Raw genomic sequence first — 14,266 nt, 5'->3', positions numbered from 1 at the left:
TGACTGTAGCAATCGCCAGAGCGCAAAGGCGCGAAGCATAGCGCAGCACTCGTCGTATTTCCCGGTATAAAGCTGGTCAAGCAGCCCGGCCACAGATAGAATTGCGCACTTTTTGATCAGAGGCGCGCCAGGCGCCCTGTCTCGACAAGAGACGATCCCCCTACACCGAGGTTAGACATGTCCACCACTCCCGCGCCCGCCAATCCGAAGGTTGGCTTCGTATCCCTGGGTTGCCCAAAAGCTCTGGTCGACTCCGAGCGCATCCTGACCCAGTTGCGCATGGAAGGTTATGACGTCGTGTCCACGTACCAAGACGCCGACGTGGTGGTGGTCAACACCTGCGGCTTCATCGATTCGGCCAAGGCCGAGTCCCTGGAAGTGATCGGCGAAGCCATCAAGGAAAACGGCAAGGTCATCGTCACCGGCTGCATGGGCGTGGAAGAAGGCAACATCCGCAACGTGCACCCAAGCGTACTGTCCGTGACCGGCCCGCAGCAGTACGAACAGGTGGTCAACGCCGTACACGAGGTGGTGCCGCCACGCCAGGACCACAACCCGCTGATCGACCTGGTGCCGCCACAAGGCATCAAGCTGACCCCGCGCCACTACGCTTACCTGAAGATTTCCGAAGGCTGCAACCACAGCTGCAGCTTCTGCATCATCCCGTCGATGCGCGGCAAGTTGGTAAGCCGTCCAGTGGGCGATGTCCTCGACGAGGCCCAGCGCCTGGTCAAGGCTGGCGTCAAGGAGCTGCTGGTGATCTCCCAGGACACCAGCGCCTACGGCGTCGACGTGAAATACCGCACCGGCTTCTGGAACGGCGCACCGGTGAAAACCCGCATGACCGAGCTGTGCGAGGCCCTCAGCACCCTCGGCGTCTGGGTCCGCCTGCATTACGTCTACCCGTATCCCCATGTCGACGAGCTGATCCCGCTGATGGCGGCCGGCAAGATCCTGCCGTACCTGGATATCCCGTTCCAACACGCCAGCCCGAAAGTCCTCAAGGCCATGAAGCGCCCGGCGTTCGAAGACAAGACCCTGGCCCGCATCAAGAACTGGCGTGAAATCTGCCCGGACCTGATCATCCGTTCAACCTTCATCGTCGGCTTCCCCGGTGAAACCGAAGAAGACTTCCAGTACCTGCTGGATTGGCTGACCGAAGCCCAGCTCGACCGCGTCGGCTGCTTCCAGTACTCCCCTGTTGAAGGCGCACCGGCCAACGACCTGGACCTGGACGTGGTGCCGGACGACGTCAAGCAGGACCGTTGGGAGCGTTTCATGGCGCACCAGCAGGCCATCAGCTCGGCGCGCCTGCAAATGCGCGTCGGCCGTGAAATCGAAGTGCTGGTGGATGAAGTGGACGAGCAAGGCGCCGTGGGCCGCTGCTTCTTCGACGCGCCGGAAATCGACGGCAACGTCTTCATCGACAACGGCAGCAACCTCAAGCCAGGCGACAAGGTCTGGTGCAAGGTGACCGACGCCGATGAGTACGATTTGTGGGCTGAGCAGATCGGTTGATCCATTGAGCTTTTCAGGCCGCTGCAAGACCTGTGGGAGCCGAGCTTGCTCGCGATAGCGGTGCATCAGCCAGCATGAATGTTGGCTGACACGACGCCATCGCGAGCAAGCTCGGCTCCCACAGGTTCTTTTACAAGCCGAAAAATTGAAAAGCCCCGCTCTTGTAACGAGATGCGGGGCTTTTTTACGGCTATCGTATGGAGAAACCCAGCACATCCAGCACAAGGAACTGATGGACATGCGCCAGCATTCGGTCATCCACACACCGAAACCGAGCGATTACCAGGAACTGACCCAGGTCTGGGAAGCGTCGGTGCGGGCCACCCATGACTTTCTACCGGACAGCTACATCGAATTGCTGAAAAACCTGGTACTCACTCGTTACCTGGATGCGGTGATGCTCATTTGCACCCGTGACGCACGCCAACGGATCACCGGTTTCGCCGGTGTCGCGGCGGGCAAGATCGAGATGCTCTTTATCGACCCGCAACACCGTGGCCAGGGCCTGGGCAAGCTGTTGCTGCGCTACGCCATGGAACACCTGAACGCCGATCAACTGGACGTCAACGAACAGAACCCGCAAGCCTTGGGCTTTTACCTCAAGCAAGGCTTCGAAGTGGTCGGGCGCTCGGCAAAAGACGGCATGAACCAGCCCTACCCGCTGCTGCACATGCGCTACAAGCAGCCTGACCTGAAGGCGGGACGCGGCTAAAAGTTGCATGAGGCAAATGGACCCGCGATTAACCGGCGCCAGGCAGGTACAATGCCCACCCTCTTTTTGTTACGGCCCCCGTCATGACTGACCCGATTCGTCTCTCCAAACGCCTCATCGAACTCGTCGGCTGTTCCCGTCGGGAGGCTGAGCTGTTCATCGAGGGCGGCTGGGTCACCGTGGACGGCGAAGTGATCGATGAGCCGCAGTTCAAGGTGACGACCCAGAAAGTCGAACTCGATCCCGAGGCCAAGGCCACCGCGCCGGAGCCGGTGACGCTCCTGCTGAACGTCCCGGCAGGCATGGATGTAGACACCGCAATGGCTTCCCTCGGACCGCAGACCCTGAGCGAAGAACATCGCTTCGGCAAGCGCCCGCTCAAGGGGCATTTCCTGCGCCTGACCGCCAGCGCCGGCCTGCAGGCCAACGCCAGCGGGCTGCTGGTGTTCACCCAGGACTGGAAGATCTTGCGCAAACTCACCGCCGACGCCGCCAAGATCGAGCAGGAATACGTGGTGGAAGTCGAAGGCGAAATGGTCGCCCATGGCCTCAATCGCCTGAACCATGGCTTGACCTACAAGGGCAAGGAACTGCCGGCGGTCAAGGCCAGTTGGCAGAACGAGAACCGCCTGCGCTTTGCCATGAAGAACCCGCAGCCCGGCGTGATCGCGCTGTTTTGCCAGGCGGTCGGCCTCAAGGTCGTCGCCATTCGCCGCATCCGCATCGGCGGCGTCTCCATCGGCAAAGTGCCGCTGGGCCAGTGGCGCTACTTGTCTACCAAAGAAAAATTCTAATTTCCCCGGCGCCGCACCGAACGCAGGCGCCCACTGCCGATTGATCAGGACCGCACACATGATTCACAACGACGTACTGCGCAGCGTGCGCTACATGCTCGACATCAGCGACAAGAAAGTCATCGAGATCATCAAGCTGGGCGGCCTCGACGTCTCCCTGGCGGACTTGGCGGGCTACCTCAAGAAAGACGAGGAAGAAGGCTTCGTGTTCTGCCCCGACGAGGTCATGGCGCATTTTCTCGATGGCCTGGTGATCTTCAAGCGCGGCAAGGACGAAAGCCGTCCGCCGCAGCCAATCGAAGTGCCGGTGACCAACAACATCATCCTCAAGAAACTACGGGTGGCCTTCGAACTGAAGGAAGACGACATGCACGCCATCCTCAAGGCCGCCGAGTTCCCGGTGTCCAAGCCGGAACTGAGCGCGCTGTTCCGCAAGTTCGGCCACACCAACTACCGACCGTGCGGTGACCAGCTGCTGCGCAACTTCCTCAAGGGCCTGACGCTGCGCGTTCGCGGCTGACTTCCCAGGCCTCCTGGGCCTTTGTGGCGAGGGAGCTTGCTCCCGCTGGACGCGCAGCGTCCCCTCGCAGTGTGTCAGACAAAACCAGGGGGGCCGCTTCGCGGCCCAGCGGGAGCAAGCTCCCTCGCCACAAAAGCGTCCTCGCCACAGAGAACAGTGCCAACCTGGTCCCTCGCGTTATGATGCCTTTTCAACCTCGCCCCGATCCCAACCCATGACCTACAGCGTCTCCCCCATCGGCTTCCTACGCTCCTGCTTCAAGGAGAAGTTCGCCATTCCCCGCCAACCGCAACTGGCGCCGGCCGCACGCGGTGTGCTGGAACTGGTGGCGCCGTTCGACCAGGGCGAGGCGGTGCAGGGCCTGGAGCAGGTCAGCCATGTCTGGCTGCTGTTTCTGTTCCACCAGGCCCTGGAAGACAAGCCACGCCTGAAAGTGCGGCCGCCACGCCTGGGTGGCAACAAGTCCATGGGTGTGTTCGCCACTCGCGCCACCCATCGCCCCAACGGCATCGGCCAGTCGGTGGTGAAGCTGGAACGGGTGGAAGCCGGACGCCTGTGGCTCTCGGGCATCGATTTGCTGGACGGCACCCCGGTGCTGGACATCAAGCCCTACGTGCCCTACGCCGACATCATCGGCTCGGCCACCAACAGCATCGCCAGCGCCGCGCCTGAGTTGATTCCGGTGCAATGGGCTGACACTGCGCTGCTTCAAGCCCATGAGCATGCCACGCGCCTGGAAGAACCCTTGGTGGAGTTGATTGAGCAATGCCTGGCCCAAGACCCACGCCCGGCGTACCAGATTCCTACGGCCGAACGGGAATATGGTGCGCAGTTCTGGGATCTGGATGTGCGTTGGCATTACCCGGAGCCGGGGTTGATCCGGGTGCTGGAAGTGATTCCGGCGAAACCGTAAACACCAGAAACGAAAAAGCCCGCGCGGCCTTCATCAGGCGGCGCGGGCTTTTTTGTGGGGGCGTGCCTGTTGGACCGAGTCGCCTTCTTCGCGAGCAAGCCCGCTCCCACAGTGGATCTGTGGTGAACACAAAATTCGCGCTCACCGCGATCTAATGTGGGAGCGGGCTTGCTCGCGAAAGCGGTCCGACATTCAACCACTATGTTGGCTGACACCCCATTTCACACTTATCGCAACAGTTTACTTCTCTACAAACGCCCGCTCGATCAGGTAATCACCCGGCTCGCGCATACGCGGCGAAACGGTCAGGCCGAAGCTGTTGAGCACTTCGCTGGTCTCGTCGAGCATGCTCGGGCTGCCGCACAACATGGCGCGGTCGTCCTGCGGGTTGATCGGTGGCAGGCCGATGTCGCGGAACAGCTTGCCGCTGCGCATCAGGTCGGTCAGGCGGCCTTCGTTCTCGAACGGCTCGCGCGTCACGGTCGGGTAGTAGATCAGCTTGTCACGCAGGGCTTCGCCGAAGAACTCGTTCTGCGGCAAGTGCTCGGTGATGAACTCGCGATAGGCGACTTCATTGACGTAGCGCACGCCGTGGCACAGGATCACTTTTTCGAAACGCTCATAGGTTTCCGGATCCTGGATGACGCTCATGAACGGCGCCAGGCCAGTACCGGTGCTGAGCAGGTACAGATGCTTGCCAGGCTTGAGATCGTCCAGCACCAGGGTGCCGGTGGGTTTCTTGCTGATGATGATCTCGTCGCCTTCCTTCAGGTGCTGCAGCTGGGAAGTCAGCGGACCATCGGGCACCTTGATGCTGAAGAATTCGAGATGCTCTTCCCAGTTCGGGCTGGCAATCGAGTAAGCGCGCATAAGCGGGCGGCCGTTGGGCTGTTGCAGGCCGATCATCACGAACTGACCGTTCTCGAAGCGCAGGCCCGGATCGCGGGTGCACTTGAAGCTGAACAGAGTGTCGTTCCAGTGATGAACACTGAGGACACGCTCGTGGTTCATGTTGCTCATGTACGGGGACTCCTGGGAATGATGCCTGCGCCGATAATCTGCGCAATTGCATCGCATTCTAATGGCGGCGACAATATCTGTTAAATGGATTATTAAGATAAGGGTTATCGGTTATATAGATATGCGATTTACTCTACGTCAACTTCAAGTCTTCGTCGCCGTCGCCCAGCAGGAAAGCGTGTCTCGCGCTGCGGGCCAGCTCAATCTGTCGCAGTCGGCGGCCAGCACCTCCATCACCGAACTGGAGCGGCAATCGAGCTGCCAGCTCTTCGACCGTGCCGGCAAACGCCTGAGCCTCAATGCCCTGGGCAAACAACTGCTGCCTCAGGCCGTGGCGCTGCTGGACCAGGCCAAGGAGATCGAAGACCTGCTCAACGGCAAATCCGGTTTCGGCTCACTGGCGGTCGGCGCGACACTGACCATTGGCAATTACCTGGCGACCTTGTTGATCGGCGGTTTCATGCAACGCCATCCGGAAAGCCAGGTGAAGCTGCATGTGCAGAACACTGCCAATATCGTGCACCAGGTTGCCCACTATGAAATTGATCTGGGTCTAATCGAAGGCGACTGCAGCCACCCGGACATCGAAGTGCAAAGCTGGGTCGAGGACGAACTGGTAGTGTTCTGTGCCCCTCAACACCCGTTGGCCAAGCGCGGCCAGGCAACCATGGAGGAATTGACCCATGAAGCCTGGATTCTGCGGGAGCAGGGTTCGGGCACGCGACTGACCTTCGACCAGGCCATGCGTCACCACCGTAGCGCGTTGAATATCCGCCTGGAGCTGGAACACACCGAAGCCATCAAGCGCGCCGTGGAGTCCGGCCTGGGCATTGGCTGCATCTCCCGCCTGGCCCTGCGCGACGCCTTCCGCCGCGGCAGCCTCGTCGCGGTGGAAACCCCGGACATGGACCTGGCGCGGCAGTTTTATTTCATTTGGCACAAACAGAAGTACCAGACCTCGGCCATGCGCGAATTCCTCGAACTGTGCCGGGCCTTCACCGCCGGGGCCCAACGCAGCGACGAAATCGTGCTGCCGGCCATTGCCTGACCCGTTACAGCAGGATCAGGCCCCACACCAATGCGATCATCGTCAGGGCGACGAACTGGGCGGCGCTGCCCATGTCCTTGGCGTTTTTCGACAACGGGTGCAACTCCAGGGAGATGCGGTCGATGGCCGCCTCCACCGCCGAGTTGAGCAACTCCACGATCAGTGCCAGCAGGCACACGGCAATCAGCAGCGCCTGTTCGACACGACTGACGTTCAGGAAGAACGACAACGGGATCAGGACGACGTTGAGCAGCACCAACTGCCGGAAAGCCGCTTCGCCGACAAAAGCCGCGCGCAGCCCGTCCAAGGAATAGCCGGAGGCGTTGAGGATGCGTTTCAGGCCGGTCTGGCCTTTAAAAGGTGACATAGAGTGGGCAACTGATCGAAAAGGAGTGGAGAAACTAATTCAAACCCGGTCAAAAAAGCGTGAAGCAGCGCATCAAGCCTGCGGCGAAATTGACTCAAGTTGTTGCAGCAACAGCGCCGCCTGGGTCCGGGTGCGTACGTTCAGTTTACGGAAGATCGCCGTGACGTGGGCCTTGATGGTGGCCTCCGACACGTTCAGTTCATAGGCAATCTGCTTGTTCAGCAAGCCTTCGCAGACCATGGTCAACACCCGGAACTGCTGCGGTGTAAGGCTGGCCAGGCCCGCGCTGGCGGCCTTGGCTTCTTCGGACACACTCACCGCTTCGAACGCCTGGGGAGGCCAGCAGACGTCGCCGTCCAGGACCGCCTTCACGGCCTTTTGAATCATTTCAAGGGAACTGGACTTGGGTATGAAGCCACTGGCGCCGAACTCCCGGGCCTTGACCATCACCGAGGCTTCTTCCTGGGCCGAGACCATGACCACGGGGATCTGCGGATATTGGCCGCGCAACAGCACCAGCCCTGAAAAACCATAGGCACCGGGCATGTTCAGGTCCAGCAGCACCAGGTCCCAGTCGGCCTTGTCCGTCAGCCGGGCCTCCAGTTCCGCGATGCTGGCCACCTCCGTCAACCGGACAGCCGGGCCAAGGCCCAGGGTCACTGCCTGATGCAACGCGCTGCGAAAAAGCGGGTGGTCATCGGCAATCAGGATTTCGTATGTGGCCATTTTTCAAATGATCCTGTTTTTAATGGCAGGCCCGATGCATTCGCGCCTCGCCAAGACAACTCGAGACACCGCCCGGCGACGGCATCCACAGGGGCACGTTCAACGCCAAACATAGCGTTTCAAACAGTGGGCGGCGCCCTGGTCGGCGCCAAGCATGCCCAGCGAAGCCAGGGTGGTCAAGCAGCACGGCCGCCCCTTTGTCCAGTATGGGCCACTATTGGGCCAATACTGCCTGCGGCGTACGGATGAAGGGTTGCAACTCGGCATGGGCCGGGGTCGACAGGTTCACCTCCCGCTGGCCCTTGGCGCCCAGGTAATGCTGGCTGAACACATCGAAATAGGCATCCAGGGCCGACGCGGCGTCGCTGTCCCCCGCCAACTCCAGGCACAACGCCGCCACCTCAGCGGTGCACAAGTGCTCGCTGCGGGTCGAACGGCGCAAGCGGTAGCGCGACAGTCTGTCGGGGAGCAGGCTCAGGATCGGCAGCCGGTCGAAATACGGGCTTTTACGGAAAATCTTCCGCGCCTCCGTCCAAGTCGCGTCCAGCAGAATGAACAACGGACGCTTGGCGTGATCGAGTTCCACCGTATGGGTGACTCGCGATGGCTCGACATATTCGCCGGGGAACACCAGGTAAGGTTGCCACTGCGGATCGTTCAGCAACGCCAACAATTGCTCATCGACCTCGGTGCGCGACCAGATGAACGCATGGTTGTCCCGCACCACATCGGCTATCAGCCAACCGGTATTGCTTGGCTTGAACACTTCCTTGTTGGTCATGATCAAACAAACCCCGGAACGGGTCTCGACACTCGGACGCCAGGCGCACAGGCAATGGCTCTCGATCACACGGCAGGCGCTGCAACGGGGCGCGCGCCAGCCCCGGGCCTGAATCGGCTTGATGCCTTCATCGATGCGCTGGTCGCGCAGGCGGGCTACGGCGTTAGGGGCGTGATTCATCGTGGGCAACGCCGACGGACAGGAGAACTCGACACGAACAACACTCGGCAGGGCAATAAAGGCCGGCATTCTACCAGAGCGCACGAACCTGTACCGTCCACACGGGCTCCCCTATAATCCCCGGCCACTGAACGCACAGTCATGTGATCGGTCGAACCACCAGTCACTGAACCAGGAGAGTTTCATGCTGCGCCTTATCGTCCCTACCGTTGCCGTTTTGCTGGCGACGTCCATCAGCGCTCAGGCCGCGTCGCTGAAAGAACTCGAACTGAACAAGATGCTGCAGAACGTTGCCAAGGAAAGTAGCGTCGGCACGCCACGGGCGATCAACGAAGACATTCTCGACCAAGGTTATACCGTCGAAGGCACCGAGCTGATCAACCACCTCAGCGTGCAAAGCAGCCATGCCCAGAAAATGCGCGCAGACCCCAAGGCCGTGTATTTCCAACTGGGTTCCACGGTGTGCACCAATCCGGGCTTTCGCAAGTTGATGGCCAAGGGCGCGACGATGCGCTATGAATTTACCGAGGTTAAGACCAACCGTCCGGTCGCGACCGAACGCTTCCAGGAATCGGATTGCCCGAAACCCGCCAAGACGAAGAAGTAATCAACCCGAGCTTGCGCGCCGCTGCTCATCGTCGGCGCGCAGTTCCGCCACCAGCGCCTGCAGATAGCGCGAGCGCCATGCTCGCCCGCCCAGCCGGCGACAGCATTCTTCCTCAAGACTCACCCGATTGGCCTGTGCCGATTCCAACAGCATCAAGTACAACTGCCTGTCGAGTTCCAGAGTCACCCTGGCCATCTCTCCCGCCTCCCTGCCCGATCCGCTTCAATCCATCACGTGGCACCCAGCCCTGGGCGTCAATTACGTAGGCACGCTTGTTATCAGTAAATCAGAGCGACACGCAGTCGGCCGGCAATCTGACGAGCGGCGCGATATTTCCGTGCGCTTATCCAGCGGTTGCCAACGGTCACTTTTGAGCGCCATGATCAGGACAGCAAAGATCGGCTAGATTCAAAAGTATTCTTAGCAGTTGCACCGGGCAGAAAGAGCCTGTCCGGCCAACACTTTGGCGTGCTTGTTTTTATCAAAGGGAAAAACAGAACCCGTTGGATGGCTTGGTCGCCCTGCCTCAGACCGCGTCAAGCCAGGTCAGCCGCCAGCCGATGCCTGGGCTGACAACGACACACGGAGTGTCGTGGCCCGAACGAATCTCTCGTTCGGGCCGGGGTCCTGTTAAGAAGGAGAAGCTGAATGCCTTATAAACCGAATGACCTGCTCAATCGTCATTTTGAGAATCACGGCCACGACCTCACCCGCAAGGTCGAAGAACAACTCAACCTGGTATCCCCCGACAGCCCCAACCTCCCCATTTACCGCGACATGATCCTGACTGTGCTGCGCATGGCCGAGGAGGATCACAACCGCTGGAATGCCAAGATTACGCTTCAAGCCCTAAGGGAATTGGAACAGGCCTTCCGTACGCTCGAACAATTCAAGGGCCGGCGCAAGGTTACAGTCTTCGGCTCGGCCCGAACGCCCATCGAACATCCTCTGTACGGCCTGGCCCGAGAGTTGGGCGCTGCGCTGGCCCGCTCGGACATGATGGTCATCACCGGTGCCGGCGGTGGCATCATGGCTGCGGCCCATGAAGGCGCAGGGCGTGACCATAGCCTGGGATTCAATATCACCCTGCCTTTCGAACAGCACGCAAACCCGACCGTTGAAGGCACGTCGAATCTGTTGCCATTCCACTTCTTCTTTACCCGCAAACTGTTTTTCGTCAAGGAGGCCGACGCACTGGTGCTCTGTCCCGGCGGTTTCGGCACGCTTGATGAGGCGCTGGAAGTCCTGACGCTGATCCAGACCGGTAAAAGCCCATTGGTACCGGTGGTCCTGCTGGATGTTCCCGGAGGCAAGTTCTGGCAAGGCGCCCTGGATTTTATCCGCGAGCAGTTGGAGGAGAATCGCTACATCCTGCCCACAGACATGAAGCTCATGCGCCTGGTATACAACGCCGAGGAGGCCGTGGAAGAGATCAACCAGTTCTACCGCAACTTCCATTCCAGTCGCTGGCTCAAGCACCAGTTCGTGATCCGCATGAATCACAAGCTAAGCGAACAGGCGGTGCAGCAGATGCAGGTGGATTTTGCCGACCTGTGCCTGAACGACTGTTTTCATCAACATGACTACAGCGGTGAAGAGCACGACGAGGCCCGATTCAGTCATCTGACACGGCTGACGTTCGCCTTCAACGCTCGCAACCACGGTCGCTTGAGGGAGCTGGTGGATTACATCAACCTGCCGGAAAACTGGGCCCAGCCCACCCAGAAGACCCACCCCCTCACATGGGAGCCGATCAAGGTAACCTGAGCTATAAAAAAACGGCCCGCTATCGAAATAGCGGGCCGTTTTTATTAATCATCCATACCGCGACCGCTGAACAAGCGGTTGATCATTTCCATGGAGTACCCTCGGTACGCCAGGAAACGCCCCTGCTTGGCTCGCTCCCGTGCATCGATGGGCAAATGCCCTGAGAACTTGCGACGCCAGGTGTCCGTCAGTTGCTCCTGCCAATCGATACCGCTTTCGCGCAAGGCAAGTTCGATGTCCGGGCGTTGCAAGCCGCGTTGGCCCAGTTCCTCACGAATGCGTAAAGGACCATAGCCGGAGCGAGCACGATAAGCGACGAAGCTTTCCAGGTAACGGGACTCCGACAGCAAGCCCTCTTCAGTCAAGCGGTCGAGGGCTGTGTCGATCAACTCATCGGCTGCGCCGCGCTGACGCAGTTTACGCGTCAGCTCGACCCGACCGTGCTCGCGTCTGGCGAGCAGGTCCATCGCGGTTCGCCGCACCGCGACGAGGGTATCGAGTACGACGGTCATCGGATCAATCAGATGTCGGCATCAGCCAGGTCGTCAACGGGCTCGCGATTAGCCACGGACTTGACGTCTGCCACCGGGCTCAACAGCTTGTCACGCAGCTGCTTCTCGAGGGCCGCGGCAACTTCCGGGTTATCCGCCAGGAACTTGGCCGAGTTGGCCTTGCCCTGACCGATCTTGGTGCCGTTGTAGGCGTACCAGGCGCCCGACTTCTCGACGAAACCGTGCAACACACCCAGGTCGATCATCTCGCCATTGAGGTAGATTCCCTTGCCGTAAAGAATCTGGAACTCGGCCTGACGGAACGGCGAAGCCACCTTGTTCTTCACGACCTTGACGCGGGTTTCGCTGCCGACCACTTCGTCACCTTCTTTCACCGCGCCGGTACGGCGGATGTCGAGGCGAACCGAGGCGTAGAACTTCAGTGCGTTACCACCGGTGGTGGTTTCCGGGCTGCCGAACATCACGCCGATCTTCATACGGATCTGGTTGATGAAGATCACCAGGCAGTTGGCATTCTTGATGTTACCGGTGATTTTACGCAGGGCCTGGGACATCAGGCGAGCCTGGAGGCCCACGTGCATGTCGCCCATTTCACCTTCGATTTCAGCCTTTGGCACCAGTGCAGCCACGGAGTCGACGATGATCACGTCAACCGCATTGGAACGCACCAGCATGTCGGTGATTTCCAGGGCTTGTTCGCCGGTGTCCGGCTGGGAAACCAGCAGGTCGTCGACGTTGACACCCAGTTTGCCGGCGTATTCCGGGTCCAGGGCGTGTTCGGCATCGACGAAGGCGCAGGTCGCACCGGCTTTTTGGGCCTGGGCGATCACAGACAAGGTCAGTGTGGTTTTACCGGACGATTCAGGACCGTAGATTTCAACGATTCGGCCTTTTGGCAGACCGCCAATGCCTAGCGCAATGTCCAGGCCCAGGGAGCCGGTGGAGATGGAAGGAATAGCCTGACGGTCCTGATCGCCCATACGCATTACGGCACCCTTGCCGAATTGACGTTCGATCTGACCCAAGGCCGCAGCCAAGGCTTTCTTCTTGTTGTCGTCCATTAAAGTCCTCACGTAATCAATAAGGCCTGGCGGCCAACACCTGTATAAGTAGCCAGTATTATTCCACAGCGATCCGGGATCGCCTACCCCTGATTTGAGATTTCTACGGCGGCATGTTGTAACAGCCCGTCTAGCGCGGCCTTCACCGTTTGTCGGCGGACCTCGTCGCGGTTGCCTGGGAAGAGTTTCCGCTCGCTGTACACCGCCTCGCCGACCCTCCAGGCGATCCACACGGTACCCACCGGTTTGCTCGGCGAGCCCCCGTCCGGCCCGGCCACGCCGCTGACCGCCACGGCAAACCGCGCCAGGCTTTTGCGCTGGGCACCTAGCGCCATGGCCTCGACCACCTCGCGGCTGACCGCCCCCACCTTTTCGAACAACTCGGCGGGCACATCCAACTGCTGGCTCTTCTGACGATTGGAATAGGTGACATAACCGGCCTCGAACCAGGCCGAACTCCCGGGGATCCGCGTGATGGCCTCGGCAATCCCCCCGCCCGTACAGGACTCGGCTGTGGTCACATGGGCATTGAGCCGCTGCAGGCGCCTGCCCAGTTCCGCGGCCAGTTCGGTAATGTCGTCCATGGTGCTCTCCTGATTCCACGCAATTGGGGCCTACCGTACACGAGCGATCGAAGCTTGCAAGGCTCGCCAGACTACTGACCCAGGGCCCTGATGTAGGCCTGGCAAGCCTGCAACGCGATCAATCCGCGATCACCGGCGTCGGTGATGGCGATAATTCGTTGAGCATGCGCCGGGTCAAGTCGGGCGCGTGGGGCGCCATGATCCACGCCGCTGGCGCGGGCGGCGGCAGGCACTGCACAACCGGCGGCAACCTCGTCGGCGTCGAGGAGGACTGACAGCCGGACATCGGCAGTAGCAAGGCGATCGCGCAGGCGATCCTGGTCACGTTGGGCATCGCTCAAGGCTCGGTAATGGGTTTGTTCGCTGGCAGCGAGTTGTTGTTCCAGGGTGAGGCGTTTGTCTTGCTCGGCCTTTTGCTGCATCGCAGCCGCCTGGGTGATTTGATTCAGCGTTTCGGCCTGGGCCTGTGCGAGCCGGGCCAACTGGTGACCGTAACGCCAATCCTGGACCCGCCACGCAAGCAGCGCCGAACCGCCGGCCAGCAGCGCGAGCAACACGACAACGCCCAGGGCACGGGATGAAAAGGGCATCAGGTCGAAGGTTGGCACAACACCTCCTTCGCCCGCGCCCACAATTGCAGGCGGTCCTCCAGGCCGTTCAAACCGCCGTTGATACGGCGGGTAATGGTGTTGAACTGATCGCGGTCGGCCAATTCGTTCAAGCCGTTCTGCTCCCAGAACCAGGCGGCGGATTCGGCGGCCCATTGCGGCCGTTCAAGAAGCTCAGGCAAGGCCAGCAGGCGTTCGTCGCCGAACAGGCCGAGGCTGCAACGCAGATAGTTGTCGTGGCCGGTAATCTGGATCAGTCCTCGACCACGGTATTTTTGACCGTCACCGTCAGCCTGGGGCGAGTTGCCCAGGCGAACGGCCAGGGTTCCGGTATCGTATTTGCTCAGGTATTGCTCACTGCCCAGCTCGCGTACATAACGCAATTGTCCCGACTCATGACCGACCTGGGCCAGGAACGCGGCCATTCGTTTGGGTGTGTCGATACGATGGCGCGACATGGCGGTGTTCAGCGCGGAAATGAAAACGCCCGCTTGGGCGCGGGCGTTGGGCATGATGTTGATGAGTTGCTGTTGCGTAAGGTCCATGTT

18 protein-coding genes are annotated in these 14,266 nt (G+C 60.3%); 8 read left to right on the top strand and 10 right to left on the bottom strand.

Going from position 1 to position 14,266, the window contains the following annotated elements:
• The first annotated feature begins 177 nt into the window (after positions 1 to 177).
• The 5 genes from rimO to tsaA all read left to right on the top strand — a co-directional run bounded on the left by rimO (position 178) and on the right by tsaA (position 4,457).
• On the top strand, positions 178 to 1,518 hold the full coding sequence (gene rimO, locus HU715_RS01130; protein ID WP_186705561.1) for a 30S ribosomal protein S12 methylthiotransferase RimO: 1,341 nt from the start codon (positions 178 to 180) through the stop codon (positions 1,516 to 1,518).
• A 238-nt stretch (positions 1,519 to 1,756) separates the two neighbouring features.
• Positions 1,757 to 2,230: a GNAT family N-acetyltransferase gene (locus HU715_RS01125; RefSeq protein WP_186705560.1), complete on the top strand. Its 474-nt coding sequence runs from the start codon at positions 1,757 to 1,759 to the stop codon at positions 2,228 to 2,230.
• Between the two features lie 83 nt (positions 2,231 to 2,313).
• Entirely contained in the window at positions 2,314 to 3,024 is a 711-nt protein-coding gene (locus tag HU715_RS01120) for an rRNA pseudouridine synthase (protein WP_186705559.1), read from the top strand.
• A 58-nt stretch (positions 3,025 to 3,082) separates the two neighbouring features.
• Positions 3,083 to 3,544, top strand: a complete 462-nt coding sequence (locus HU715_RS01115) for a YehS family protein (protein WP_053182473.1) — start codon at positions 3,083 to 3,085, stop codon at positions 3,542 to 3,544.
• A 214-nt stretch (positions 3,545 to 3,758) separates the two neighbouring features.
• On the top strand, positions 3,759 to 4,457 hold the full coding sequence (gene tsaA / locus HU715_RS01110) for a tRNA (N6-threonylcarbamoyladenosine(37)-N6)-methyltransferase TrmO (RefSeq protein WP_186705558.1): 699 nt from the start codon (positions 3,759 to 3,761) through the stop codon (positions 4,455 to 4,457).
• Positions 4,458 to 4,697: 240 nt separating this feature from the next.
• Here the strand turns inward: tsaA and fpr are convergent, their stop codons facing one another.
• Positions 4,698 to 5,477 (bottom strand): ferredoxin-NADP reductase, encoded by a 780-nt coding sequence (gene fpr / locus HU715_RS01105; protein WP_003184787.1) that lies wholly within the window; start codon positions 5,475 to 5,477, stop codon positions 4,698 to 4,700.
• A gap of 121 nt (positions 5,478 to 5,598) precedes the next feature.
• Between fpr and HU715_RS01100 the strand changes: the two genes are divergently transcribed.
• Complete coding sequence (locus HU715_RS01100) at positions 5,599 to 6,525, top strand: LysR family transcriptional regulator (RefSeq protein WP_024617637.1); 927 nt, start codon at positions 5,599 to 5,601, stop codon at positions 6,523 to 6,525.
• A 4-nt stretch (positions 6,526 to 6,529) separates the two neighbouring features.
• On the opposite strand, the gene HU715_RS01095 is transcribed toward HU715_RS01100, so the two are convergent.
• The 3 genes from HU715_RS01095 to HU715_RS01085 all read right to left on the bottom strand — a co-directional run bounded on the left by HU715_RS01095 (position 6,530) and on the right by HU715_RS01085 (position 8,579).
• Positions 6,530 to 6,892, bottom strand: coding sequence for a diacylglycerol kinase (locus tag HU715_RS01095; RefSeq protein WP_053118952.1), 363 nt, complete (start codon positions 6,890 to 6,892; stop codon positions 6,530 to 6,532).
• A 72-nt stretch (positions 6,893 to 6,964) separates the two neighbouring features.
• Positions 6,965 to 7,618, bottom strand: a complete 654-nt coding sequence (gene erdR / locus HU715_RS01090) for a response regulator transcription factor ErdR (RefSeq protein ID WP_186705557.1) — start codon at positions 7,616 to 7,618, stop codon at positions 6,965 to 6,967.
• A gap of 214 nt (positions 7,619 to 7,832) precedes the next feature.
• Positions 7,833 to 8,579, bottom strand: coding sequence for a tRNA-uridine aminocarboxypropyltransferase (locus tag HU715_RS01085; protein ID WP_186705556.1), 747 nt, complete (start codon positions 8,577 to 8,579; stop codon positions 7,833 to 7,835).
• A gap of 184 nt (positions 8,580 to 8,763) precedes the next feature.
• On the opposite strand from HU715_RS01085, the gene HU715_RS01080 reads away from it, so the two are divergent.
• On the top strand, positions 8,764 to 9,186 hold the full coding sequence (locus HU715_RS01080) for a quorum-sensing-regulated virulence factor family protein (protein WP_039594352.1): 423 nt from the start codon (positions 8,764 to 8,766) through the stop codon (positions 9,184 to 9,186).
• Here the strand turns inward: HU715_RS01080 and HU715_RS01075 are convergent, their stop codons facing one another.
• On the bottom strand, positions 9,187 to 9,381 hold the full coding sequence (locus HU715_RS01075; protein WP_186705555.1) for a hypothetical protein: 195 nt from the start codon (positions 9,379 to 9,381) through the stop codon (positions 9,187 to 9,189).
• Positions 9,382 to 9,834: 453 nt separating this feature from the next.
• On the opposite strand from HU715_RS01075, the gene HU715_RS01070 reads away from it, so the two are divergent.
• Positions 9,835 to 10,953: an LOG family protein gene (locus HU715_RS01070; RefSeq protein WP_186705554.1), complete on the top strand. Its 1,119-nt coding sequence runs from the start codon at positions 9,835 to 9,837 to the stop codon at positions 10,951 to 10,953.
• 44 nt (positions 10,954 to 10,997) lie between these two features.
• Here the strand turns inward: HU715_RS01070 and recX are convergent, their stop codons facing one another.
• The 5 genes from recX to HU715_RS01045 all read right to left on the bottom strand — a co-directional run bounded on the left by recX (position 10,998) and on the right by HU715_RS01045 (position 14,263).
• Positions 10,998 to 11,465, bottom strand: a complete 468-nt coding sequence (gene recX, locus HU715_RS01065) for a recombination regulator RecX (protein WP_186705553.1) — start codon at positions 11,463 to 11,465, stop codon at positions 10,998 to 11,000.
• 8 nt (positions 11,466 to 11,473) lie between these two features.
• Complete coding sequence (gene recA, locus HU715_RS01060; RefSeq protein WP_014336835.1) at positions 11,474 to 12,526, bottom strand: recombinase RecA; 1,053 nt, start codon at positions 12,524 to 12,526, stop codon at positions 11,474 to 11,476.
• 83 nt (positions 12,527 to 12,609) lie between these two features.
• On the bottom strand, positions 12,610 to 13,110 hold the full coding sequence (locus tag HU715_RS01055; protein WP_186705552.1) for a CinA family protein: 501 nt from the start codon (positions 13,108 to 13,110) through the stop codon (positions 12,610 to 12,612).
• 71 nt (positions 13,111 to 13,181) lie between these two features.
• Complete coding sequence (locus tag HU715_RS01050) at positions 13,182 to 13,718, bottom strand: lysis system i-spanin subunit Rz (protein WP_186705551.1); 537 nt, start codon at positions 13,716 to 13,718, stop codon at positions 13,182 to 13,184.
• A complete protein-coding gene (locus tag HU715_RS01045; RefSeq protein WP_186705550.1) occupies positions 13,700 to 14,263 on the bottom strand; it encodes a glycoside hydrolase family 19 protein in 564 nt (187 codons plus the stop codon). The genes HU715_RS01050 and HU715_RS01045 overlap by 19 nt, the downstream gene beginning before the upstream one ends.
• Positions 14,264 to 14,266 lie beyond the last annotated feature (3 nt).

Origin of the sequence: Pseudomonas zanjanensis, assembly GCF_014268745.2 — a bacterium.
Lineage (GTDB): Bacteria > Pseudomonadota > Gammaproteobacteria > Pseudomonadales > Pseudomonadaceae > Aquipseudomonas > Aquipseudomonas zanjanensis.
This window is presented reverse-complemented; position numbering and strand designations above follow the sequence as displayed.

What these genes read in the sequence shown, in the direction of transcription:
- tsaA (WP_186705558.1), top strand. Translation starts at nt 3,759, where the DNA reads ATGACCTACAGCGTCTCCCCCATCGGCTTCCTACGCTCCTGCTTCAAG.
- erdR (WP_186705557.1), bottom strand. Translation starts at nt 7,618, where the DNA reads ATGGCCACATACGAAATCCTGATTGCCGATGACCACCCGCTTTTTCGC.
- HU715_RS01080 (WP_039594352.1), top strand. Translation starts at nt 8,764, where the DNA reads ATGCTGCGCCTTATCGTCCCTACCGTTGCCGTTTTGCTGGCGACGTCC.
- HU715_RS01075 (WP_186705555.1), bottom strand. Translation starts at nt 9,381, where the DNA reads ATGGCCAGGGTGACTCTGGAACTCGACAGGCAGTTGTACTTGATGCTG.
- HU715_RS01055 (WP_186705552.1), bottom strand. Translation starts at nt 13,110, where the DNA reads ATGGACGACATTACCGAACTGGCCGCGGAACTGGGCAGGCGCCTGCAG.
- HU715_RS01095 (WP_053118952.1), bottom strand. Translation starts at nt 6,892, where the DNA reads ATGTCACCTTTTAAAGGCCAGACCGGCCTGAAACGCATCCTCAACGCC.
- HU715_RS01085 (WP_186705556.1), bottom strand. Translation starts at nt 8,579, where the DNA reads ATGAATCACGCCCCTAACGCCGTAGCCCGCCTGCGCGACCAGCGCATC.
- recX (WP_186705553.1), bottom strand. Translation starts at nt 11,465, where the DNA reads ATGACCGTCGTACTCGATACCCTCGTCGCGGTGCGGCGAACCGCGATG.
- HU715_RS01115 (WP_053182473.1), top strand. Translation starts at nt 3,083, where the DNA reads ATGATTCACAACGACGTACTGCGCAGCGTGCGCTACATGCTCGACATC.
- recA (WP_014336835.1), bottom strand. Translation starts at nt 12,526, where the DNA reads ATGGACGACAACAAGAAGAAAGCCTTGGCTGCGGCCTTGGGTCAGATC.
- HU715_RS01070 (WP_186705554.1), top strand. Translation starts at nt 9,835, where the DNA reads ATGCCTTATAAACCGAATGACCTGCTCAATCGTCATTTTGAGAATCAC.
- fpr (WP_003184787.1), bottom strand. Translation starts at nt 5,477, where the DNA reads ATGAGCAACATGAACCACGAGCGTGTCCTCAGTGTTCATCACTGGAAC.
- HU715_RS01045 (WP_186705550.1), bottom strand. Translation starts at nt 14,263, where the DNA reads ATGGACCTTACGCAACAGCAACTCATCAACATCATGCCCAACGCCCGC.
- HU715_RS01120 (WP_186705559.1), top strand. Translation starts at nt 2,314, where the DNA reads ATGACTGACCCGATTCGTCTCTCCAAACGCCTCATCGAACTCGTCGGC.
- HU715_RS01125 (WP_186705560.1), top strand. Translation starts at nt 1,757, where the DNA reads ATGCGCCAGCATTCGGTCATCCACACACCGAAACCGAGCGATTACCAG.
- HU715_RS01100 (WP_024617637.1), top strand. Translation starts at nt 5,599, where the DNA reads ATGCGATTTACTCTACGTCAACTTCAAGTCTTCGTCGCCGTCGCCCAG.
- rimO (WP_186705561.1), top strand. Translation starts at nt 178, where the DNA reads ATGTCCACCACTCCCGCGCCCGCCAATCCGAAGGTTGGCTTCGTATCC.